Raw genomic sequence first — 21,397 nt, forward strand, 5'->3', positions numbered from 1 at the left:
GTGGTGCGGCACGTGCCGCACCTGCCGTGCCGGCCAGATCCAGCGCTGCGAACGCGGCGGCATCTTCGGCTCCGGGGTTGCCTTCGGCGGCCTCGGTGGCGCCATGGCCGAGAAGGTGCGCGTCCCGTGGGCCGATTCCTGCCTGTCGCTCATCCCCGCCGCCGTCACCGATGCGCAGGCCCTCGCCGTGGGAGACATCCTGTCCACTGGGTGGACCGCCGTCGACCGCGCGGTGAGCGCCCCGGGCCAGACGATCGTGGTGCTCGGGGCGGGCCCGATTGGGCTCTCGGCAGTCCACGCGGCTCGACTGTCGGGAGTGCGGCAGGTGATCGCCGTCGACACCGTGGCCGACCGCCGTGCGGTCGCTGCCCAGCTGGGGGCGGACCGCGTCGTGGATCCCACGTCGGAGGACGTGGCAGCAGTCGTCCATGACCTGACAGCCGGGCGCGGCGCCGAGGCCATCGTGGAGGCCGCAGGAGTGCCTGCCACCATCGGCTCGTGGACGGAGCTCGCCGCGATCGGCGCCACCGTGAGCATGGTCGCGATTCCGGGCGGCCCGGTCGACATCCCGGTCGGGGCGATGCAGATGAAGAACATCTCGCTGTGGACCGGCCTGGGCGACCTGGGCCACATGGACATGCTCCTCGACCTCATCGTGACCGGCGTGCTGGACCTCACGCCGATCTTCACCGAGACGGTGGAGTTCGCAGATATCGAGCGAGCCATCGCGGATTTCATCGACCGCAAGGAAGGGCTGATCAAGCCGCTCATCACCGTCTGAGCATCGCAGTGCGACAATGGCCCCCATGGCAAAGACGACCCGCGAGACCCTGTCGTGGGGCACTCTGAGCCGGGAGGCCATCGTCGACACCGCTCTGGTCCTCGCCCGCGAGCGAGGGATCGGCGCCGTGACCATCAGAGCTGTCGCCGAGGCCGTCGGCTGCTCTCGCATGGCGCTGTACCGCCACGTGCGGGACAAGACCGACCTTCTCGACCTGCTTGCCGACGAGGTGTCCTGGGCGGCGGCGGCCCGCGCTCCGGACCCGGGCGCGCCGTGGGAGTCTCAGCTGGCCTCGATCGCGGCGAGCCTGCGGGAGGAGTTCACCGCGAACCAGGCGCTCATCGAGATCCTCATCGGCAACGCGGTCGAGGGGCGCGGCGGCGTGCGCGTATCCGAGCAGATCACGCGCGCCATCGCCTCGACGGGTCTGCCCCCTGAGCGCGTCGCGCACTACTGCCTCGTCTTCACCGACGTGGTGCTCGGCCGGATTCAGCGCGAGGCACGAGGCGACCCGACCACCCCTGCTCGCAACAAGCGACTCATCGACGCCGCGGTCGCGTCCGACGAGGCGCCGACAGTGCGTCGCTACGCCTCATACCTGCGCGCAGTCGACCCGGGCGAGGTCTTCGAGGCCGAAGTGAACATGGTGTGCGCCGCCATCCACGAGGAGATCCGCTCCTCCCCTGTCCAGGGCTGATCGCCCGTCAGACGCCACGAGGGCGGCCCCGGCTCTCGCCAGGACCGCCCTCGGGTACGTGAGCTACGACTTAGTTGTCGTCGTCGCCCTCATCGTCGGAGTCACCCTCGGAGCCGTCTTCGACGACGCCCAGCGACAGCTTGCCGCGCGGGTCGACCTCGGCGATCTGGACCTGAATCTTCTGGCCGATGGACAGCACGTCCTCGACGTTCTCGACGCGCTTGCCGCCCACGAGCTTGCGGATCTGCGAGATGTGCAGCAGTCCGTCCTTGCCCGGGGAGAGCGAGATGAACGCGCCGAACGCGACGGTCTTGACGACCGTGCCGACGAACCGCTCGCCGACCTCGGGCACGTGCGGGTTCGCAATCGCGTTGATCGCGGACCGCGCGGCCTCGGCCGACGGACCGTCGACGGCGCCGATGAAAACGGTGCCGTCGTCCTCGATGCTGATGTCCGCACCGGTGTCGTCCTGGATCTGGTTGATCATCTTGCCCTTCGGGCCGATGACCTCGCCGATCTTGTCCACGGGCACGCGCACCGTGATGATGCGCGGGGCGTGTGCGCTCATCTCGTCGGGCTCGGAGATCGCGGAGTTCATGACGCCGAGGATGTGCAGACGCGCATCCTTGGCCTGGCTCAGCGCGCCCACGAGCACCGACGACGGGATGCCGTCGAGCTTGGTGTCGAGCTGGATCGCGGTGATGAACTCGGACGTGCCGGCGACCTTGAAGTCCATGTCGCCGAAGGCGTCCTCGGCACCGAGGATGTCGGTGAGCGCCGCGTAGCGGGTCTCACCGTCAACGGTGTCGGAGACGAGCCCCATCGCGATGCCCGCGACGGGCGCCTTCAGCGGCACGCCGGCGTTGAGCATGGCGAGCGTCGAGGCGCACACCGAGCCCATGGACGTCGAGCCGTTGGAGCCCAGCGCCTCGGACACCTGACGGATCGCGTAGGGGAACTCCTCGCGGCTCGGGAGCACCGGCACGAGGGCGCGCTCGGCGAGAGCACCGTGGCCGATCTCGCGACGCTTGGGGCTGCCCACACGACCGGTCTCACCCGTCGAGAACGGCGGGAAGTTGTAGTGGTGCATGTAGCGCTTCTTCGTCTCCGGGTTGAAGGAGTCGATCTGCTGCTCGAGCTTCAGCATGTTCAGCGTGGTGATGCCCATGATCTGGGTCTCGCCACGCTCGAAGATCGCCGAGCCGTGCACGCGCGGGATGGAACCGACCTCGGCCGACAGCGGCCGGATGTCCGCGAGGCCACGGCCGTCGATGCGGACGCCGTCCTTGAGGATGCGCTGGCGGATGGTCTGCTTGGTCACCGTGCGGATCGCAGCGGAGACCTCCTTCTCGCGACCCTCGAACTGGCCGGCGAAGTGCTCCAGCGTGTTCGCCTTGATCTCGTCGAGGCGGTCCTCGCGCTCGTGCTTGTCCGCGATCTGCAGTGCGGACGTGAGGTCTCCCGACACGTGCGGCTCCACGGCCGCGTAGACGTCGTCCTGGTAGTCGAGGAAGCGCGGGAACTCCTGCGTCTCCTTGGCTGCCTTGCCGGCGAGCTCGATCTGAGCCTCGCACAGCAGCTTGAGGAACGGCTTCGCGGCCTCGAGGCCCTCGGCCACGACCTCTTCCGTGGGGGCCTGCGCGCCCTCGGAGATGAGGTTGTAGGAATCGGGGGTGGCCTCCGCCTCGACCATCATGATCGCGACGTCGTCACCGACGATGCGACCGGCGACGACCATGTCGAACACCGCCCGCTCCTTCTCGGAGTGGCGCGGGAACGCGACCCACTGGCCGTCGACGAGCGCGATGCGCACGCCGCCGATGGGGCCGGAGAACGGCAGGCCGGACAGCTGCGTGGACATCGACGCGGCGTTGATCGCGAGAGTGTCGTAGGCGTCATCCGGGTTGATCGCGAGGACGTCGATGACGACCTGGACCTCGTTGCGCAGACCCGACACGAAGGTGGGGCGCAGCGGACGGTCGATCAGGCGGCACGTGAGGATCGCGTCGGTCGAGGGGCGACCCTCGCGACGGAAGAACGAGCCGGGGATCTTGCCGGCCGCGTACGAGCGCTCCTCGACGTCCACCGTCAGGGGGAAGAAGTCGAAGCCCTCGCGGGGGTGCTTGCCGGCCGTGGTGGCGGCGAGCAGCATCGTGTCGCCATCGAGATAGGCGGCGGTGGAACCCGCGGCCTGCTTGGCCAGACGGCCAGTCTCGAAGCGGACGGTGCGGGTGCCGAACGAACCATTGTCAATGGTCGCCTCGGCGAATTGGATCTCGGGACCTTCCATAGGGAAGTCGCTCCGTTCTGTGGGAGCAGTCCAGGCGAACTCAAAGGGGCTTTCGTAACCCACTGATCGTCAGTCGACATGCTCAGACTCGTGGCCGCGTGGGAAATACGCGGGGATTCTGCTCATCTCCACCGAGGATCAGCGTCCAGCTGGCCTGCCAGGTGTTTGAATGTGGGCCCGCCTATCAAGGCGAGCCACGTCCATGCTATCAGCCGATGCGCTGGTCGCAGTGAGGTGCGGCGCACGGGAAAAGGAAAAGCCCGGCCGCTCGACTCTCGGAAGAGAGGAGCAGCCGGGCCGAGCGCACCGGGCGCGCCTAGCGGCGCAGGCCCAGGCGCTCAATCAACGAGCGATACCGCTCGATGTCGATGCGCTGGAGGTAGTTCAGCAGGTTGCGGCGCTGACCGACCAGGAGGAGCAGTCCACGACGCGAGTGGTGGTCGTGCTTGTGCAGCTTGAGGTGCTCCGTCAGGTCGGTGATGCGCTGGGTCAGCAGCGCGACCTGGACCTCGGGGGAGCCGGTGTCGCCCTCGGTCGTGGCGTACTCGGTCATGATCTTCTTCTTGACAGCAGTTTCGAGAGGCATCGACTGGCTCCTTGTAGACTCGTTGCGCGGCGCACCCGGGCTGGTTCTCCGGGGCACTGGGATCCGCGGCCGTTTCACGGCGACGTCCCAGCATACCGGAATTCGGCCGATGCGCGCGACGCCGGTTCTCCCTCGTCCCCGGGCTCGCCCGGGCCGCGGCAATTGCTCACGGACCGAGTCGGCCGCCCACCCCCGTGCCGGTGCCGGAGATCCCGCTCGCCACCGCTGCGCTTCCCGCTGGCGTGGCCACGTGGCGCGAACGGCGCATGCGTCCCTCGAGCCAGATCGCGAGGCGGGACACCAGCACGTTGATGATGATGTAGATCGCGGCGCCCACGAGGAACACCGGGATCATGTACCGATCCCCGAAGTAGTCGCGCATCTGGCGAATCTGCCGCAGCAGTTCGGGGTAGGCGATGATGTACCCCAGCGACGAGTCCTTGAGCAGCACCACCAGCTGGCTCACCAGCGCAGGGAGCATGATCCGCACCGCCTGCGGCATCTCGATCAGCACCGTCGTGCGCATCGTGGACAGGCCGATCGACAACCCGGCCTCGCGCTGTCCAGCAGGCAGCGCCGCGAGCCCGGCCCTGAGGATCTCCGCGACCACCGCCATGTTGTAGACCACGAGCCCGAACACCACGGACGCCAGGCCCGACCAGCCGAAGCCCAGCCGTGCGAGCACCATCATGAGAAGCACGGGCAGTCCGCGGAACACCTCGGTCACGACCGTGGCCGAGGCGCTGCCCAGCCGGTTGCGCAGCCCGCGCCGCAGCACGCTCAACGCTCCGCCGAGGGCGAGCGCGAGCGGCGCCGAGATCGCCGTCGCGATCATCGTGGCGCCCAGGCCGCGCACCAGCAGCGCGTGCCAGACGTCCGCCGGCGTCTGCCCGCCGGGCGGGTCCCACAGCACGGACCAGCGGTCGTCGAAGATCCCCCGCTGGTAGAAGGAGTAGGCGAGGTATCCCAACAGCGCCACGAAGAACGCCGTGAAGACGATGTTGTAGACGACGTCGCGGCGCTTGGCCTTGGGCCCGGGGACGTCGTAGAGGACCGAGGAGGAGCTCATCGCGCGAACGCCACCCTTCGCTCGACCTGCTGCGCAGCGATGCCCAGCGGGATGGTGATGAGCAGGTACATCAGACCCACTCCCACGATGACCTCGATGACGTCCGCCGGGTGCCGGTTCGCGAGCCGGAACGAGATGGCGACCAGCTCGGTGAACGCGAAGCCCGCCGCGACCGAGGTGTTCTTGGTCAGCGCGATCAGCACCGAGATCAGCGGCGGGATGGCGGACCGCCACGCCTGCGGCAGCACCACCCTCAGCAGGGTCTGGGAGAACGTCATGCCCACCGACCGCGACGCCTCGGCCTGCCCCAGCCCCACTGAGTTCACGCCGGAGCGCAGCGCCTCGCACACGAACGAGCTGGTGTACAGGCTGAGCGCGACCACGGCGGGCCAGAAGCCCAGCGGCAGGACGAAGCCGAACGAGGGCGCCACGAACACCCAGAAGAAGAACATCAGGGTCAGCGGCGTGTTGCGAACCACCTCCACGTACACCATGCCGAACGTGCGCAGCGGGCCGATCGGAGACACCCGGCACGCCGCGAGCACGGTGCCCCACACGAGCGCGAGCGCGCCCGACACCGCCGTCAGCGACAGCGTGGCGAGGAAGGCCCCCCAGATGAGGCCGAACTCCTCGATGAACGTGACCACCGATGCTCCTCAGGAAGGTGCGCGGGCGTGGCCCCTCCCCCCCTCGGAGGGACCACGCCTCGCGACGGTTACTCGGTCTCGTACCTGTCGACGGTGGGAACCTCGGGCTCAGGGAGCACCGTTCCCGCCGTCTCGTTCCAGGCCTCGAGCCAGCGGCCATCGTCGAAGATCTCCTCCAGGACGTCGTTGATCCAGTCGCGGAACTCGTCGTCCTCGCGTGCCAGACCGATGCCGTACGGCTCGTCGGTGAACTGGTCACCGACGACCTTGAACGGCACGTCCGTGTCCTCGGACTCGGCGACGTAGCCCGCGAGAATGACGTTGTCGGTGGTCACCGCGTCGACCTGACCGTTGCGCAGCGGCTCCAAGCAGTCGGTGTAGGCGGCGAACAGGGACAGCTCCGCGTCGGGGTAGTTCTCCTCGATGTTGGCGGCCGGCGTCGATCCCTCGACCGAGCACACACTCATCCCCGCGAGGTCGTCGGGCCCCTGAATCTCGTCGTTGTCCGCGAGCGTCATCAGTGACTGGCCGGCGATGTAATACGGCCCGGCGAAGCTGATGATCTCCTTGCGCTCGTCATTGATGGTGTACGTCGCCACCACCAGGTCGACGGTGCCGTCCTCGACGAAGGGTTCGCGATTCGCTGAGACGGTCTCGACCCACTCGATGCCGTCTTCGGCGATCCCGAGCTCGCCCGCGATGATCTTCGCGATCTCGACGTCGAATCCCTCGGGAGCCCCGCTCGGCGCCTGGAGTCCGAACAGCGGCTGATCGAACTTGGTGCCGATGGTGATCTCGCCGGCCTCCGACAGCGCCGCCATCGTCGAGCCCTCGGGGAACTCCCCCGGATCGACGTCTGCGACCTCGCCATCGCCGGACCCGCACGCCGCGAGGGCGAGCACCGCGGCCGCGCCGAGCGCGGTCCACTTGGTTCGTGTGAGCATGTTCCGTTCCTCTCTCCCGCCCCGGGGGTTGCCCGGGGTCCCTTGCACGCACTGGTCGTTTGGATCAGTGCGTCAGAATCTTCGACAGAAAGTCCTGGGCGCGGCTGGTCTGCGGGTTCGTGAAGAACTCTTCTGGGGTCGCCTCTTCCATGATCTTCCCGTCCGCCATGAACACGACCCGATTCGCCGCCTTGCGCGCGAAGCCCATCTCATGAGTCACGACGATCATCGTCATGCCGTCCTTCGCCAGGCTGGTCATGACGTCGAGGACCTCGTTGATCATCTCGGGGTCCAGCGCGGATGTGGGCTCATCGAACAGCATCACCTTGGGCTGCATGGCGAGCGACCTCGCGATCGCCACGCGCTGCTGCTGCCCGCCGGACAGCTGCGCCGGCAGCTTGTCCTTCTGGTCCGCAACCCCCACGCGCTCGAGCAGCGCCATCGCCTCCTCGCGCGCTTGTGGCTTGGGGGTGCGCCTGACCTGGGTGGGCCCGAGCGTCACATTCTCGAGAATCGTCTTGTGGGCGAACAGGTTGAAGGACTGGAAGACCATGCCGACGTCCGCCCGCAGCCGGGCCAGCGGCTTTCCCTCATCGGGAAGCGTGACGCCGTCGACGGAGATGGTGCCGCCGTCGATGGTCTCGAGCCGGTTGATCGCCCGGCACAGCGTGGACTTGCCCGCCCCTGAGGGCCCGATCACGACGACCACCTCGCCGCGCCGCACGGTCAGGTTGATGTCCTCCAGCACATGGAGGTCGCCGAAGTGCTTGTTGACATGGTCAAGCACCACCAGCGGCTCGCCGCGTTCGACGTGCACAGACCGAGGGCCCTTGTCCATCTTCAGACAATAGCCCCTTCTGTCTGTATTTACGCTGGTTTAACCGACTTGTAACACATCACGGCTCCATTGGACGTCTGCGGCGAGAGCGTCCTTGAGTCCATCCAGGGATCCGAAGTCGAGCATGGGCCGGCGCCACTCGACCAGGTCGAACGCCACCTCGGCGCGGTACAGGTCAATTCCGGGGCGGTCGAAGGCAAATCCCTCGATGCGCAGATTCTCGGCGCCCACGGTGTAGTTGATGCCGATGCTGATGGCGGTCGCGAGCCGCTCCCCCGTCAGGGTGCCCGCTCGCGCATTGCCGCGCGGGTCCAGCACCGTCATCCAACCGGCGTAGACGCCATGGCGCGGAACCATTCCACCCGTGAGGTCGAGGTTGGCGGTCGGGAATCCGATCTCCCGGCCCAGCTTGTCGCCGTCGACCACCACTCCACGCAGCCGATGCGGCCGGCCCAGCACGTCCGCGGCCTCGCGCATGCGCCCGTCATCGAGGAGCTCCCGCACCCACGTGGACGACCACCGCCGCCCGGTCTCCGACACGGCGCACGCATCGTCCACGACGTCGGTGACGAACCCCATGCTGGCGCCGATGGCGCGCATGGTCGCGACGTCGCCGGCGTTCCCCCGGCCGAACTTGGTGTCCGCGCCCACCACCACGGTGGCCGCGCCCAGCCCGTCGACGAGCCACCGCCGGACGAACTCCTGTGGCGTCTGGCTGGCGAATTCGAGCGTGTAGGGAACCACCAGGACCCCATCGAGACCGGTGTCGGCGAGCCGGTCGAGCTTGTCCTGCAGGCCGGTGATGAGCACGGGCGGGTGCTCGGGGTCGTGGACCGCCTTGGGGTGCGGGTCGAAGGTCAACGCGACCGCGCGGTGGCCGCGGTCGCGGGCGTCCGCGACCATCTGCGACAGCACCGCCTGGTGTCCGCGGTGCACGCCGTCGAAGTTGCCCAGCGTGACGGCCGTCGGGCCCAGATCGGCCGGGACCTCGTCGAGAGCTCTCCAGACCTGCATGGCGCTCATTGTGCCGCAGCCGGCGACGGCTCGGAGCCGGAGGGACGGAACACGACGGCGGGGCGCAGGGTGTCGGCCCGGCGCTCGAGCACCGCCACCAGGTCGCCGTCCGGGGCCAGGCCCGCATACGGCCCGTCGTGCGCGGACTGCTCGCCCAGCGCCGAGGCGGGGATCGCCTGCCCGTAGCCGAGCGCCCGCGCGTGGGGCTCGGTCAGGGCGATCGTCGGCAGGACGGCCGATGCGGCGGCGCCGAGCGGCACGCGCGGCACTTCCGCGCCCGATTCGACCAGCGCCGCGAGCTCGTCCAGGGTTCGTGCGTCCGCGAGGGTCAGGCCTCCGACCCTGGTGCGCCGCAGCGACGTCAGGTGACCGCCCACCCCGTGACCGTCCACGGTGAGCGCGGCGCCCAGGTCGCGCGCGAGTGCGCGGACGTAGGTGCCGGAGGAGACCTCGACGCGGACGTCGAGGTCGATCGTGTCACCACTGCGACGCGTCGCGAGCACGTCGAACGCGCTCACCGTGACGGGTCGGGCCGGGATCTCCACCGTCTCCCCGTCGCGGGCGCGCTTGTAGGCCCGCTGGCCGTCGATCTTGATCGCGCTGACCGTGCTGGGCACCTGGGAGATGTCGCCGGTCAGGCCGGCGACCGCATCGGCGATCGCGGCGTCAGTAACGGACGAGGCGTCGCGAGATGCCGTGACGTCGCCCTCCGCGTCGTCCGTCACCGTCGACTGGCCGAGCCTGATGGTCGCCTCGTAGGCCTTGTCGTGGCCGACGATGTAGGTGAGCAGGCGCGTGGCTCGACCGATGCCGATCACCAGCACGCCGGTGGCCATGGGGTCGAGGGTGCCCGCGTGGCCCACCTTGCGCGTGCCGGCGAGCCTGCGCATGCGCCCCACGACGTCATGCGACGTCCACCCGGCGGGCTTGTCGACGATCACGAGCCCGGGGGCGGGCTCGGGCCTAGGAGCCTTGGCCATCCGCCTCGGCGTCCCGGCCGTCGGCATCGCGGTCCTCGGGACGCCGGTACGGGTCCTCGTCGCCCGCGTACGCCGCGTTCTCGCGCAGCTTCGCGAGCTCGGCGTCGCGCTGCTGAGCCTCGTGCAGCGCCTTGTCGAGCGTCGCCGCCGTCTCCGGCACCGCGTCGAGGTGGAACTCGAGAGACGGCGTGAGCCGAATCCCGAGCTCCTGCCCCACGAGCGAGCGCAGGCGCCCCTTGGCGGAGGCGAGGGCCGCGGCGGTTCCCGCGCGCTCCTCGTCCCCGCCGTACACGGTGTAGAAGACGGACGCCTGCTGCAGGTCACCGGTGACGCGAACGTCAGTGATGGTGACGAACCCCAGGCGGGGGTCCTTGATCTCCTTCTCAAGCGCGCGGGCCACCAATTTCTTGATGGTGCCCGCGAGCCTGAGAGCGCGTGCGCTGTCCGCCATTACGTCCTCGGAATCTCAACCATCTCGAAGGTCTCGATCATGTCCCCGACACGGATGTCGTTGAACTTGCCCAGACCGATACCGCACTCGAAGCCGTCCTTGACCTCGGTGACGTCGTCCTTGAAGCGACGCAGGGTGTCGATGGTCGGCTCGCCGACCACCACGCCCTCGCGCACCACGCGGACCTTGGCGTTGCGACGGATGACTCCGTTGCGCACCAGGCAGCCGGCGATGTTGCCGAACTTGGAGCTGCGGAAGATCTCCATGATCTCCGCACCACCCACCTGGCGCTCCTCGTACTCGGGCTTGAGCATGCCGGTGAGCGACGCCTCGACGTCCTCGAGCACGCGGTAGATGACCGAGTAGAAGCGCATGTCCACGCCCTCGCGGTCCGCGAGGTCCTGGACGCGCTCCGCCGGACGGACGTTGAACCCGAGGATGATCGCGTTGTCGACCGTCGCGAGGTTCACGTCGTTCTGCGTCACTGCACCCACGCCGCGGTGGATGATCCGCAGGTCTACCTGGTCGCCCACATCGATCTGGAGCAGTGCGTCCTCGAGCGCCTCGACGGCACCCGACACGTCTCCCTTGATGATGAGGTTGAGGGTGTCGACCTTGCCCTCCTCGATGGCCTTCGTGAAGTCCTCGAGGCTGATGCGCTTGCGGCGCTTGGCGAGCTGTGCGGCACGCTCGGCGGTCTCACGCTTCTCGGCGATCTGACGCGCCGTGCGGTCGTCGTCGGCCACCAGGAAGGTGTCGCCGGCGCCCGGAACCGAGGTCAGGCCGATGACGAGCACCGGACGCGCCGGGAGCGCCTCCTGCACCGCGTTGTCGTGCTCGTCGAACATGGCTCGCACGCGGCCATGGGCCGTGCCCGCAACAATCGAGTCGCCCACACGCAGCGTTCCGGAGTTGACCAGCACGGTCGCAACGGGACCGCGACCCTTGTCCAGGTGAGCCTCGACTGCCACACCGCGAGCGTCCTTGTCCGGGTTCGCACGCAGGTCCAGGCCCGCGTCTGCGGTGAGCAGCACGGCCTCGAGCAGCGAGTCGATGTTCTTGTTCTGGAGAGCGGAGACCTCGACGAACATGGTGTCGCCGCCCCACTCCTCAGCGACCAGGTTGTACTCGGTCAGCTGCTGACGGATCTTCTCGGGGTTGGCGCCCTCGGAGTCGATCTTGTTGATCGCGACCACGATCGGCACGTCCGCGGCCTGGGCGTGGTTGAGCGCCTCGATGGTCTGAGGCATCACGCCGTCGTCCGCCGCGACCACGAGGATCGCAATGTCGGTGACCTTCGCACCACGGGCACGCATGGCGGTGAACGCCTCGTGACCCGGGGTGTCGATGAACGTGATGGCGCGGGTGACGCCCTCGTGCTCGTGGCGCACCTGGTAGGCGCCGATGTGCTGGGTGATGCCGCCGGCCTCGCCGGAGATCACGTCAGCCTTGCGGATCGAGTCGAGCAGTCGCGTCTTACCGTGGTCGACGTGTCCCATGACGGTGACGACCGGGGGACGCTGCTCGAGGTCCTCGTCGGTCTCCGCCTCGAGCTCGGCCTCGATGTCGAGACCGAAGTCCTCGAGCAGCTCGCGGTCCTCCTCCTCGGGCGAGACGATCTGGATCTTGTAGCCCAGCTCCTCACCGAGGGTCTCGAACGTCGCCTCATCGAGGGACTGGGTGGCCGTGGCCATCTCGCCCAAGTGGAACAGCACCGTCACGAGCGACGCGGGATTGACGTCGATCTTCTCTGCGAAGTCGCTGATGGTCGAGCCGCGACGCAGGCGGATCGGCGTGTTGCCGTCGCCGCGAGGGATCTGGACGCCGCCGATGGACGGCGCCTGCTGCTGCTCGTACTCGGCCCGCTTGGCCCGCTTCGACTTCCGCGAGCGTGCGGGACGGCCACCTTGGCGACCGAACGCACCAGCGGTGCCTCCGCCACGACCGCGACCGCCGGCTGCCGGACGGCCACCGGGGCCGCCGAAGCCGGGACGGCCACCAGGACCGCCTCCGCGGCCACCGGGACCGCCGGCGCCACCCGGACCGGGACGGCCGGGGGTGCGGTTGGGCATCTGACCGGGCGAGGGACGCGGACCGCGACCGCCGGGACCACCAGCGGGACCGCCGGGACCGCCGGCGCCACCCGGACCGGGACGGCCGGGGGTGCGGTTGGGCATCTGACCGGGCGAGGGACGCGGACCGCGACCGCCGGGACCACCAGCGGGACCGCCGGGACCGCCGGCGCCGCCGGGACCACCAGGGCCGCCGGGACCGCCGGGTGCGGGTGCTCCCGGGCGACCGCCGGGGCGGGCGCCAGGACGCTGCGTCTGGAAGGGGTTGTTGCCACCCGGGCGCGGACGGGGACGGGGTCCCGGGGCGCGCTCGGAGAACGGGTTGTTGCCGCCGGGACGCGGGCGCGGCTTCGGCATGTCCGAAGGCGACGGCGCGGCGGGCTTGCCGTCAGCGGCGGGAGCCTGCTCCTGCGAAGGGGCGGGCGCGGAATCCTGCTGAGGCGCAGGGGTGGGCTCGGGAGCAGAGGCGGGGGCCTCCGCCGCGGGCGCCTCGGGTGCCGGCGGCTTGGGCGCCGCAGGCTTGGGTCCGGGCTTCGCCGCAGGCTTAGGCGCGGGCGTCGCGGGAGCCGAATCGGACTTCTCGGGTGCCGCGGGGAAGGCCTCACGGGCCTTGCGCACCACGGGCGCTTCGAGAGTCGACGACGGACCCTTGACGTATTCGCCGAGCTCATTGAGCTTGGTGATCAGTTGCTTGCTCGGTACTCCGAGCTCTTTCGCGATCTCGTGAACGCGGGGCTTTGCCACAATTCTCCTGTCTCGGTTCGACCGAGGCAGGGTCGAACCATCGTTACCGGTAGGCACTCATTGCGAGGCACTCATCAGACGACCATGGGCTTTCGTCCCGTTCTGTCGATGGCTTGGATGGCGGGCGGCTCATGCACTTACACGTCCGGAAGGACGACGCCCGATGCGTCGGCTGAGGGAGAGCGCAATGCTCTCCCGAACTGACGTCGTCGGAGTGCGAGTGCGACGCAGTCGGGATCGGGATGCAGCCACGCTCCCCGACCCGGCTTGCTCCCGCTCTCGTCGACGACCACACGGTCGTTCTCGAGCACGAGTCGCACCAGAACCGACCGAGAGGCCCTGCGGCGGCACCCGATGCACGTCCGCACGGGGACGTGCGGGAGTACGCCGGAGTCTGCTGAAGGCGTTCTCGGCTCCATCAGTCTAGCGCGTCACCGCTCCGGCGCGGAACGAGGGACCCCGACGCGCCCCGGGGTGTCGGTGTCCTCGTCGGACCTGATGTCGATCCGCCATCCCGTGAGCCGCGCCGCCAGGCGGGCGTTCTGCCCCTCCTTGCCGATCGCGAGAGACAGGTGGAAGTCGGGCACGATCACGCGCGCGGCGCGCGCCTCTTCGTCCACCACCGTGACCGACACGACCCGCGACGGCGACAGCGCGTTGCCCACGAACGTGGCCGGATCCTCGTCCCAGTCGACGATGTCGATCTTCTCTCCACGCAGCTCGCTCATCACGGCGCGCACGCGGGAGCCCATGGGGCCGATGCAGGCGCCCTTGGCGTTGACGCCCGGCTCGAGGGCGCGCACGGCCATCTTGGTGCGGTGGCCGGATTCGCGCGCGAGGCTCATGATCTCGACGGTGCCCTCCGCGATCTCGGGCACCTCCATCTCGAAGAGCTGACGCACCAGTCCCGGGTGGGTGCGCGACAGGGTGATCGAGGGGCCCTTCATGCCGCGGCCGACGTCGAGCACGTAGCCGCGCAGTCGCTGGCCGTGCTCATAGCGCTCGGTCGGGACCTGCTCGTGCGGCGGCAGGATCGCCTCGACGTCGCCGATGTCGACGTGGACGTTGCGCGGGTCCGCGCTCTGCTGGATGATGCCCGACACCAGCTGGCCCTCCTTGCTCGCGTACTCGCCGAGCACGGCGTCGTCCCCGGCCTGGCGCATGCGCTGGAAGATCACCTGGCGCGCGGTCGAGGTCGCGATCCGGCCAAAGTTGTCGGGGGTGTGGTCGAACTCCGGCTGCGCCTCGACCGGCTCGTCGCCCTCCGGGTCCGGATCCTCGCGGGCGTAGATCGACACCTTTCCGGTGTCGCGGTCCACGTGCGCCCGCGCGTGCCGGTACGCGCCCGGCGTCTTGTGATACGCGGACACGAGCGCCTGCTCGATCGCGTCGACCAGAATGTCGAGGCGGATGTCGCGCTCTCTTTCGAGACCCCTCAGGGCCTGCATGTCGATGTCCATGCCGCCTCCTTACTGCTGTTCGGTCAATGTACGGTTCTTCGGGCGACGCAGGTCAGTCGAGCCGCTTGAGCTCGACGACCACGTTGGCCTGCGCGACGTCCGCGATGGCCACCCGCTCGGTCACGCCCTCGGCCGCGATCACGAGCACGTCGCCGTCGACGTCCTCGAGCACACCGGCCAGCTTTCCGCCGGTCGCGAGCGTGAGCGCGATCTTGCGCGTGCGGGCACGCATGAAGTGGCGACGCTCGGTGAGAGGGCGGTCGGCGCCAGGGGTCGAGACCTCGAGGAGGTACGGCGTGGACGGCACGTTCGCCTCGTCGAGAGCGGCGCCGATCGCGCGCGAGGCGGCCGCGACTGCGTCCAGATCCGCGGAGCCGACCTCGGTCTCGGGAAGGTCGACGGCGACGAGCACTCGCGAGCGCTTGCCCGCGGCGGTCACGGTCACGGAGTCGAGTTCCAGCCCGGCCTCCCGTGCGGCTGGCGCGGCGAGCTCGGCGATTCTGCTGGTGAGGTCCATGGGCTCAGCCTCCTGTGCGCTTAGGCAGCGGTCCGTTCCTGAAGTTCGTCGAAGGACAGTGTAGTGGCCCGCCATGAAAGGATGGCGGCCATGACGGCCCGACTCCTGCGCGCATCGGCCGTCGCCGTTGCGGTGCTCGCCCTCGGTGCGTGCTCCTGGCGGCTCGAGACTCCCCCGCCCGAGTGGCCCTCCCCCGGCCCGGTGACGGTGATGCGCGACGCCGCCGCCGCGCGGGAGCAGGCGATCGTGGAGGCGACCTGGGGAGGCGCGGGCGCCGACGGCGCCACCACCGCGCAGGCGACGGTCCTCAGCCAGATCGAGTCGGCCGCCGCACAGGAGCGCCTGGACGCGCTCGGCGGCTTCTACGTTCCCTACCCGCAGTCCCCGTCTCCCTCGCCGTCCGCCGAACGGGTCGACCTCATCGGCCTGGGGGTCGAGGCACGCGACGGCCACCTGGCCGATGCGCTGGTCGCCGAGGACTCCGACCTCGCCTTCCTGCTGGCCTCCGCGGGGCTGTCTCACGCGCTGTCGTCGTGGTACGCCGCGTGGGTCGCGGACGCGATCGCCGAATCCACCGAGCCGATCGTCGCGGAGCGCTCGATCCCGTCCGGCTCGCTGCCTGACTCCGGGCCCGTGCCTGCGTCGACGGGGATCGACACCGACACTCTGGCGGAACTGGCGGTCATGCACGACCAGGCCCGCTACGCCTACGAGGTGCTCGCGGCGCGCGCGACGGACGACGAGCGCGACCAGTGGCTCGCGCGCCGCGAGCTCCAGCGCGCCCGGGCGGCGGCACTGGCGCGGCTCCCGGGTGTCGAGGACCGCCGCGAGCCCGTCTACGTGCTCACCGGTGACGGCTCCGCCGACTCGGCCTCGCGCTCGGCCGCCGCGCGGGACCTCGAGACCCGCGCGGGACAGACGTACGCGGCGCTGCTCGACGGCGCGCCCGCGGGGGACGTGCCGTGGCTGCTGCACGCGGCCTTCGACGCCTACGCCCAGGCGGCCGCGTTCGGCGCACCGACCGCGCAGTCCTTCGAGGTGCCCGCCCTGCCTGGCCTGGCGGCAACAGTCGGCGAGTAGCACTCCGGCAAGCACGCGCCCGGCCGTGACCTCGGTCCCATGCCGAGCCCCTCACCGCGGTTCTATCGTGACGAGAGGGAGGCGGCCATGGCACGGGTGCTCCGAGGGGTCGGCATCGTCGCCGCGCTCGCTCTCAGCGCGGTCGCGCTGGGGATCGCCGCCAGCGTCGGGCCCGCTCGCTGGGGCAAGGACGGGCTGACGCTCGGCGTCGCCGCCGGCACTTTTGTCACCATCGCGATCGTCGCAGGCCTCATCCTCGTGACAGGACGCACCGCCTCCCGGCCCCTCTCGCGCGCGGCGCTGCTCGTCGGCGGCGGCATCGGAGTGCTCGTGGTGGCGTTTCCGGCGGCAGTGGCCGTGTGGGCCGCCTACCCGCCGCACGCCGCCTACCAGGGAGGACGGCCGGCGGGCGCCATCGACGTGTCTGTCGACGCCGGTGAGGGCGTGACTCTGGCCGGCTGGTACGTCCCCACCACGACGGGTGCGGCAGTCGTCCTGGCCCACGGCGCGGGGTCCACGCGGGACGCAGTGGTCACACATGCGGAGGTGCTCGCCGAGGCAGGCTACGGCGTGCTCGCGATCGACGCTCGTGGGCACGGCGACTCCACGGGCCGGGCAATGGACTTGGGGTGGTGGGGCGAGGCCGACCTCGCGGCGGCCCTGGACACGCTGTCCGCGATCGACGGCGTCGACCCCGAACGCCTGGGCCTGGTCGGGCTGTCGATGGGCGGCGAGTCAGCCGTCGGGGCGGCGGGGGCCGATCCGCGCGCTCGGGCGGTGGTGGCGGAGGGTGCGACGCAACGCACCTCGGCGGACAAGGCCGGCTGGCTGCCGAGCCATCCACTCGGGTGGCTGCAGCGAGGGATGGACCTGGAGCGCGACGCGCTCGTGGTCGCGATGACCGACGCCCCGCGACCCGGCACGCTGCGCGACGCTGCCGCCGCCACGCGTGCGCCGATCCTGCTCATCTCTTCGGGCAAGGTGCCGGACGAGGCGATGGCCTCCACGTGGGTCGCACGGGGCACCTCTCACGTGGAGACCTGGGAGATCCCGAGCGCCGCCCACACGGGCGGTCTGGCCACCGAGCCGGAGGTGTGGCCCCAGCGTGTGATCGCGTTCCTCGACGCGGCGCTGGAGGCACCCGCCGACTGACGACCAGCGCCTACTCGCCGAGCGCCTCGCGCACGCGTGCCGAGACCGTCGCGACCGCATCGGCCGTCGGAACCGCCTCGCTGGTGCCGGCCGAGCGCACCTTGAGCTCGACCTCGCCGTCGGCGAGCCCGCGGCCCACCACGAGGATGAACGGCGCTCCCAGCAGCTCCGCGTCCTTGAACTTCACCCCGGGCGAGACCTTGGGGCGATCGTCGTAGAGCACCTCGACGCCGCCGGCCTCGAGCTCCCCCGCGAGCCGCTCGGCCGTGTCCAGGACCGCCTGGTCCTTGCCGGCCGCGACCACGTGCACGTGGAAGGGAGCGACGTGCGGGGGCCACATCAGGCCCAGCTCGTCGTGGTTCAGCTCCGCGAGCAGCGCGAGGGCGCGGGTGACGCCGATGCCGTACGAGCCCATCGTCACGGTGACCTGCTTGCCGTTGACGTCGAGCACCTGCAGGCCCAGGGCCTGCGCGTACTTGCGGCCCAGCTGGAAGATGTGGCCGATCTCGACGCCGCGCGCGAGCTCGAGGGGGCCGGAGCCGTCCGGAGCGGGGTCGCCCTCGCGCACCGTGGCGCCCTCGACCGTGCCGTCGGCCGTGAAGTCGCGGCCCGCGGTCAGCTCGAACACGTGGCGGCCGGGTTCGTTCGCCCCGGTGATCCACCTGGTGCCCGGGACGATCCGGGGGTCCAGCAGGTACGGGATCGCGGCGTCGTCCTCGTCGCCGCGCTCGACGCCGGTGGTGCGGGACTGCGGCCCGAGCACACCGGGGCCGATGTAGCCCTTGACGAGCTCGGGGTGGCGAGCGAAGTCCGCCTCGGTCGCGGGCTCGACGACAGCGGGCGCCAGCGCGGCCTCGAGACGGGCCATGTCGGCGTCGCGGTCGCCCGGCAGGCCGACGGCGAGCAGCGTGCGCTCCCCCGCCGGCGAGGTCAGCGCGAGCACCACGTTCTTGAGGGTGTCCGCCGCGGTCCACTCGCGGTCGGGAAGCGGGTGGTGGGCGTTGGCATGCGCCACGAGGGTGTCGATCGTGGGGGTGTCCGGGGTGTCCTCGACGTGCGCGGCGGGCGCGTCGTCGTACGGCACGGCGTCCGGCACCGGGGTCGTGACGGCCTCGACGTTGGCGGCGTAGCCGCCGGGCGAGCGCACGTACGTGTCCTCGCCGATCTCGGTGGGCGCGAGGAACTCCTCGGACTTGGAGCCGCCCATCGCACCCGAGGTCGCGGACACGATGACGTAGTCGATGCCGAGCCGGTCGAACACCCGGATGTAGGCGGCGCGCTGGGCCTGGTACGAGGCCTCGAGCCCCGCGTCGTCGATGTCGAACGAGTACGCGTCCTTCATGATGAACTCGCGGCCGCGCAGCAGCCCCGCGCGGGGTCGCGCCTCATCGCGGTACTTGTTCTGGATCTGGTAGAGCGACAGCGGCAGGTCCTTGTACGACGAGTACAGGTCCTTCACGAGCAGCGTGAACATCTCCTCGTGGGTGGGTGCGAGCAGCATGTCGCCGCCCTTGCGGTCCTTGAGCCGGAACAGGTTGGGTCCGTACTCCTCCCACCGTCCGGTGGTCTCGTACGGCTCCTTGGGCAGCAGCGCCGGGAAGTGCACCTCCTGGCTGCCGGCCCGCGCCATCTCCTCGCGCACCACGGCCTCGACCTTGGCGAGCACGCGCAGGCCGAGCGGCATCCACGAGTAGATGCCGGGGGCCGCACGGCGGATGTAGCCCGCCCGCAGCAGCAGGCGGTGGGAGGCGACCTCGGCGTCGGCCGGGTCCTCGCGGAGGGTGCGCAGGAAGAGTGTGGACATGCGAAGCATGCGCACCAGCCTAGTGGCGCCCGGGGCGCGCGCCCTCGCCACTGACGGGTCGCCTGCTCGTGAGTGCGGATGCCGCATCTGCGGGTTCCGCACTGCTGCTCGTGCGGCCGATGCGTGGGCTGGGGTGGGCGGCACCGGCACCACCGCGCGGCGACGGGACGCCGGGCCGTTCAGATCATCGCCGGGCCGTTCAGAACATGACGGTCGCGAAGGTCCCCACCCGGGTGAAGCCCACCGCGTCGTACGAGGCGAGCGCGGGGGCGTTGAAGTCGTTGACGTACAGCGACACGGTGGGGGCGGTGTCGGCGTGGACCGCCGCGACCACGGCCGCGAGTCCCGCGCGCGCCAGCCCGCGTCCCCGCAGCTCCGGGTGCACCCACACCCCCTGCAGCTGCGCGACGCCGCCCGCGAGCGCCCCGACCTCGGCCTTGAACACCACCTGCCTGCGCCCCTCGGCCAGCCCGTACTGCAGGTGCGCGCGGCCGCTGCGCACCAGCCGGTGCAGCCGGTCCTCGTACGCGGCGCGACCGTGGCGCATGGGGTCGTATCCGACCTCGCCGATGAACATGTGTACGCACGCGGGCAGCAGCGCGTCGTAGTCCTCTTCGCGCGCGAGCCGCACCGCCTCGAGCTGCAGGTCCGCGGCGTTCAGCGGCGGCACGTGACGGGCGGGGCCGTCGATCCGCATGGACACCTGGCGCGGACGCACCTCGCGCGCGGGCCCCCACCAGGGCTCGACCCGGCCCCACAGATCCAGGGTGACCTGGGCCGGTCCGACCAGCGCGGCGGGCCGGCTGATGCGGCCCACGACGGCGGCAGCGACGTCGGCCATGCGCTCGTCGGCGGAGTCCGCATCGATGTCCGGAAGCACGGGGCACACGTTCGAGCCGGCCCACACCGCACCGGCCATCTCGCGGCCCCAGCCGGCACGGCGGCGGACCACCCACAGGCCGGCGGGCACCGAGCCGGAGTGCAGTGCCGACTCGACGTGTGCCATCGGCACCACATTCGCGACCGGGTCCTCCGCGCACAGGTCGCGGATCTCCTGCATGTCGCGACGCTGCGCCGGCGCCAGGCTGTGCTGTGCGCGCCGGAGCAGCGAATCGGTCATGACCCGGCCATCACCTGCGGGGTCGCGCCCTCCTCGGGCTCCATGGTCTCGGCGATGCGCATCGCCTCTTCGATCAGCGTCTCCACGATCTGGCTCTCGGGCACCGTCTTGATGACCTCGCCCTTGACGAAGATCTGCCCCTTGCCGTTGCCGGAGGCCACACCGAGGTCCGCCTCGCGGGCCTCTCCGGGTCCGTTCACGACGCAGCCCATGACGGCCACGCGCAGCGGCACCTCCATGCCCTCGAGGCCGGCGGTCACCTTCTCCGCGAGCTCGTACACGTCCACCTGGGCGCGACCGCACGACGGGCACGAGACGATCTCCAGCTTGCGGGGGCGCAGGTTGAGGCTCTGCAGGATCTGGATGCCCACCTTCACCTCCTCGACGGGAGGGGCGGACAGGGACACGCGGATGGTGTCGCCGATGCCCTCGCTGAGCAGCGCGCCGAAGGCCGTCGCGGACTTGATGGTGCCCTGGAACGCGGGACCGGCCTCGGTCACGCCGAGGTGCAGCGGCCAGTCGCCGCGCTCGGAGAGCTGGCGGTAGGCCTCGACCATGATCACCGGGTCGTTGTGCTTGACCGAGATCTTGAAGTCGTGGAAGTCGTGCTCCTCGAACAGGCTCGCCTCCCACACCGCGGACTCGACGAGCGCCTCGGGGGTGGCCTTGCCGTACTTCTTCAGCAGGCGCGGATCCAGCGAACCGGCGTTGACGCCGATGCGGATCGACGTGCCGTGGTCCTTCGCGGCCTGGGCGATCTCCTTGATCTGATCGTCGAACCTCTTGATGTTGCCGGGGTTCACGCGCACGGCCGCGCAGCCGGCCTCGATCGCCGCGAACACGTACTTGGGCTGGAAGTGGATGTCCGCGATCACGGGGATCTGCGACTTCTTGGCGATGATCGGCAGCGCGTCCGCGTCGTCCTGCGTCGGACACGCGACGCGCACGATGTCGCAGCCCGAGGCGGTCAGCTCCGCGATCTGCTGAAGCGTGGCGTTGATGTCGGTGGTCTTGGTGGTCGTCATTGACTGGACGCTCACCGGGGCGTCGCCGCCCACATCGACAGAGCCCACCTTGATCTTGCGCGTCTTCTTGCGGGGCGCGAGCGTGGGCGGGGGCATCGCGGGCATTCCTAGTCCGATGGCGGTCAC

At 70.2% G+C, this 21,397-nt stretch carries 20 protein-coding genes; 4 read left to right on the forward strand and 16 right to left on the reverse strand.

Annotated elements, in window-relative coordinates; translation table 11 throughout:
- Both ACNI14_RS03015 and ACNI14_RS03020 read left to right on the forward strand, forming a co-directional pair.
- Positions 1-781 (forward strand): zinc-dependent alcohol dehydrogenase (locus ACNI14_RS03015; protein WP_420518483.1); only part of this gene is annotated, 781 nt, incomplete at its 5' end.
- A gap of 25 nt (positions 782-806) precedes the next feature.
- Positions 807-1,478 carry a TetR/AcrR family transcriptional regulator gene (locus ACNI14_RS03020; RefSeq protein WP_420518484.1) on the forward strand — a complete coding sequence of 224 codons (672 nt, stop codon included), beginning with the start codon at positions 807-809 and terminating at the stop codon, positions 1,476-1,478.
- A 70-nt stretch (positions 1,479-1,548) separates the two neighbouring features.
- Here ACNI14_RS03020 and ACNI14_RS03025 read toward each other — a convergent pair whose 3' ends face one another.
- The 13 genes from ACNI14_RS03025 to rimP form a co-directional block, all read right to left on the reverse strand.
- Positions 1,549-3,768: a polyribonucleotide nucleotidyltransferase gene (locus tag ACNI14_RS03025; RefSeq protein ID WP_420518485.1), complete on the reverse strand. Its 2,220-nt coding sequence runs from the start codon at positions 3,766-3,768 to the stop codon at positions 1,549-1,551.
- Positions 3,769-4,084: 316 nt separating this feature from the next.
- Positions 4,085-4,354, reverse strand: a complete 270-nt coding sequence (rpsO, locus tag ACNI14_RS03030) for a 30S ribosomal protein S15 (RefSeq protein WP_420518486.1) — start codon at positions 4,352-4,354, stop codon at positions 4,085-4,087.
- Positions 4,355-4,520: 166 nt separating this feature from the next.
- Positions 4,521-5,423 (reverse strand): amino acid ABC transporter permease, encoded by a 903-nt coding sequence (locus ACNI14_RS03035; RefSeq protein WP_420518487.1) that lies wholly within the window; start codon positions 5,421-5,423, stop codon positions 4,521-4,523.
- On the reverse strand, positions 5,420-6,070 hold the full coding sequence (locus ACNI14_RS03040) for an amino acid ABC transporter permease (RefSeq protein WP_420518488.1): 651 nt from the start codon (positions 6,068-6,070) through the stop codon (positions 5,420-5,422). Before ACNI14_RS03040 ends, ACNI14_RS03035 begins: the two co-directional genes overlap by 4 nt.
- Positions 6,071-6,138: 68 nt before the next feature.
- On the reverse strand, positions 6,139-7,014 hold the full coding sequence (locus ACNI14_RS03045; RefSeq protein WP_420518489.1) for a glutamate ABC transporter substrate-binding protein: 876 nt from the start codon (positions 7,012-7,014) through the stop codon (positions 6,139-6,141).
- A gap of 64 nt (positions 7,015-7,078) precedes the next feature.
- Positions 7,079-7,852, reverse strand: a complete 774-nt coding sequence (locus tag ACNI14_RS03050) for an amino acid ABC transporter ATP-binding protein (protein ID WP_420518490.1) — start codon at positions 7,850-7,852, stop codon at positions 7,079-7,081.
- 39 nt (positions 7,853-7,891) lie between these two features.
- Positions 7,892-8,866, reverse strand: coding sequence for a bifunctional riboflavin kinase/FAD synthetase (locus ACNI14_RS03055; RefSeq protein ID WP_420518491.1), 975 nt, complete (start codon positions 8,864-8,866; stop codon positions 7,892-7,894).
- A gap of 5 nt (positions 8,867-8,871) precedes the next feature.
- On the reverse strand, positions 8,872-9,846 hold the full coding sequence (gene truB, locus ACNI14_RS03060; protein ID WP_420518492.1) for a tRNA pseudouridine(55) synthase TruB: 975 nt from the start codon (positions 9,844-9,846) through the stop codon (positions 8,872-8,874).
- Complete coding sequence (gene rbfA / locus ACNI14_RS03065; RefSeq protein WP_420518493.1) at positions 9,830-10,297, reverse strand: 30S ribosome-binding factor RbfA; 468 nt, start codon at positions 10,295-10,297, stop codon at positions 9,830-9,832. The genes truB and rbfA overlap by 17 nt, the downstream gene beginning before the upstream one ends.
- Entirely contained in the window at positions 10,297-13,113 is a 2,817-nt protein-coding gene (gene infB / locus ACNI14_RS03070; protein ID WP_420518494.1) for a translation initiation factor IF-2, read from the reverse strand. The genes rbfA and infB overlap by 1 nt, the downstream gene beginning before the upstream one ends.
- A gap of 137 nt (positions 13,114-13,250) precedes the next feature.
- On the reverse strand, positions 13,251-13,532 hold the full coding sequence (locus ACNI14_RS03075) for a YlxR family protein (RefSeq protein WP_420518495.1): 282 nt from the start codon (positions 13,530-13,532) through the stop codon (positions 13,251-13,253).
- 12 nt (positions 13,533-13,544) lie between these two features.
- Positions 13,545-14,573 carry a transcription termination factor NusA gene (nusA, locus tag ACNI14_RS03080; protein WP_420518496.1) on the reverse strand — a complete coding sequence of 343 codons (1,029 nt, stop codon included), beginning with the start codon at positions 14,571-14,573 and terminating at the stop codon, positions 13,545-13,547.
- A gap of 52 nt (positions 14,574-14,625) precedes the next feature.
- The gene (gene rimP / locus ACNI14_RS03085) at positions 14,626-15,090 is read right to left on the reverse strand and encodes a ribosome maturation factor RimP (protein ID WP_420518497.1); all 465 of its coding nucleotides are present in this window, start codon (positions 15,088-15,090) and stop codon (positions 14,626-14,628) included.
- A 90-nt stretch (positions 15,091-15,180) separates the two neighbouring features.
- Between rimP and ACNI14_RS03090 the strand changes: the two genes are divergently transcribed.
- Together ACNI14_RS03090 and ACNI14_RS03095 are read left to right on the forward strand one after the other, a co-directional pair.
- The gene (locus ACNI14_RS03090) at positions 15,181-16,170 is read left to right on the forward strand and encodes a hypothetical protein (protein WP_420518499.1); all 990 of its coding nucleotides are present in this window, start codon (positions 15,181-15,183) and stop codon (positions 16,168-16,170) included.
- Positions 16,171-16,257: 87 nt separating this feature from the next.
- Entirely contained in the window at positions 16,258-17,322 is a 1,065-nt protein-coding gene (locus tag ACNI14_RS03095) for an alpha/beta hydrolase (RefSeq protein ID WP_420518500.1), read from the forward strand.
- Positions 17,323-17,332: 10 nt separating this feature from the next.
- On the opposite strand, the gene ACNI14_RS03100 is transcribed toward ACNI14_RS03095, so the two are convergent.
- The 3 genes from ACNI14_RS03100 to ispG all read right to left on the reverse strand — a co-directional run bounded on the left by ACNI14_RS03100 (position 17,333) and on the right by ispG (position 21,397).
- A complete protein-coding gene (locus ACNI14_RS03100) occupies positions 17,333-19,126 on the reverse strand; it encodes a proline--tRNA ligase (RefSeq protein WP_420518894.1) in 1,794 nt (597 codons plus the stop codon).
- 199 nt (positions 19,127-19,325) lie between these two features.
- Positions 19,326-20,246: a GNAT family N-acetyltransferase gene (locus ACNI14_RS03105; RefSeq protein ID WP_420518501.1), complete on the reverse strand. Its 921-nt coding sequence runs from the start codon at positions 20,244-20,246 to the stop codon at positions 19,326-19,328.
- Positions 20,243-21,397 (reverse strand): flavodoxin-dependent (E)-4-hydroxy-3-methylbut-2-enyl-diphosphate synthase, encoded by a 1,155-nt coding sequence (ispG, locus tag ACNI14_RS03110; RefSeq protein ID WP_420518502.1) that lies wholly within the window; start codon positions 21,395-21,397, stop codon positions 20,243-20,245. Before ispG ends, ACNI14_RS03105 begins: the two co-directional genes overlap by 4 nt.

Origin of the sequence: Demequina pilifera, assembly GCF_048814985.1 — a bacterium.
GTDB lineage: Bacteria > Actinomycetota > Actinomycetes > Actinomycetales > Demequinaceae > Demequina.

Coding starts and splice junctions, on each gene's coding strand:
- ACNI14_RS03020 (WP_420518484.1), top strand. CDS start 807: ATGGCAAAGACGACCCGCGAGACCCTGTCGTGGGGCACTCTGAGCCGG.
- ACNI14_RS03025 (WP_420518485.1), bottom strand. CDS start 3,768: ATGGAAGGTCCCGAGATCCAATTCGCCGAGGCGACCATTGACAATGGT.
- rpsO (WP_420518486.1), bottom strand. CDS start 4,354: ATGCCTCTCGAAACTGCTGTCAAGAAGAAGATCATGACCGAGTACGCC.
- ACNI14_RS03035 (WP_420518487.1), bottom strand. CDS start 5,423: ATGAGCTCCTCCTCGGTCCTCTACGACGTCCCCGGGCCCAAGGCCAAG.
- ACNI14_RS03045 (WP_420518489.1), bottom strand. CDS start 7,014: ATGCTCACACGAACCAAGTGGACCGCGCTCGGCGCGGCCGCGGTGCTC.
- ACNI14_RS03050 (WP_420518490.1), bottom strand. CDS start 7,852: ATGGACAAGGGCCCTCGGTCTGTGCACGTCGAACGCGGCGAGCCGCTG.
- ACNI14_RS03055 (WP_420518491.1), bottom strand. CDS start 8,866: ATGCAGGTCTGGAGAGCTCTCGACGAGGTCCCGGCCGATCTGGGCCCG.
- truB (WP_420518492.1), bottom strand. CDS start 9,846: ATGGCCAAGGCTCCTAGGCCCGAGCCCGCCCCCGGGCTCGTGATCGTC.
- rbfA (WP_420518493.1), bottom strand. CDS start 10,297: ATGGCGGACAGCGCACGCGCTCTCAGGCTCGCGGGCACCATCAAGAAA.
- ACNI14_RS03075 (WP_420518495.1), bottom strand. CDS start 13,532: ATGGAGCCGAGAACGCCTTCAGCAGACTCCGGCGTACTCCCGCACGTC.
- nusA (WP_420518496.1), bottom strand. CDS start 14,573: ATGGACATCGACATGCAGGCCCTGAGGGGTCTCGAAAGAGAGCGCGAC.
- rimP (WP_420518497.1), bottom strand. CDS start 15,090: ATGGACCTCACCAGCAGAATCGCCGAGCTCGCCGCGCCAGCCGCACGG.
- ACNI14_RS03090 (WP_420518499.1), top strand. CDS start 15,181: ATGACGGCCCGACTCCTGCGCGCATCGGCCGTCGCCGTTGCGGTGCTC.
- ACNI14_RS03095 (WP_420518500.1), top strand. CDS start 16,258: ATGGCACGGGTGCTCCGAGGGGTCGGCATCGTCGCCGCGCTCGCTCTC.
- ACNI14_RS03100 (WP_420518894.1), bottom strand. CDS start 19,126: ATGTCCACACTCTTCCTGCGCACCCTCCGCGAGGACCCGGCCGACGCC.
- ACNI14_RS03105 (WP_420518501.1), bottom strand. CDS start 20,246: ATGACCGATTCGCTGCTCCGGCGCGCACAGCACAGCCTGGCGCCGGCG.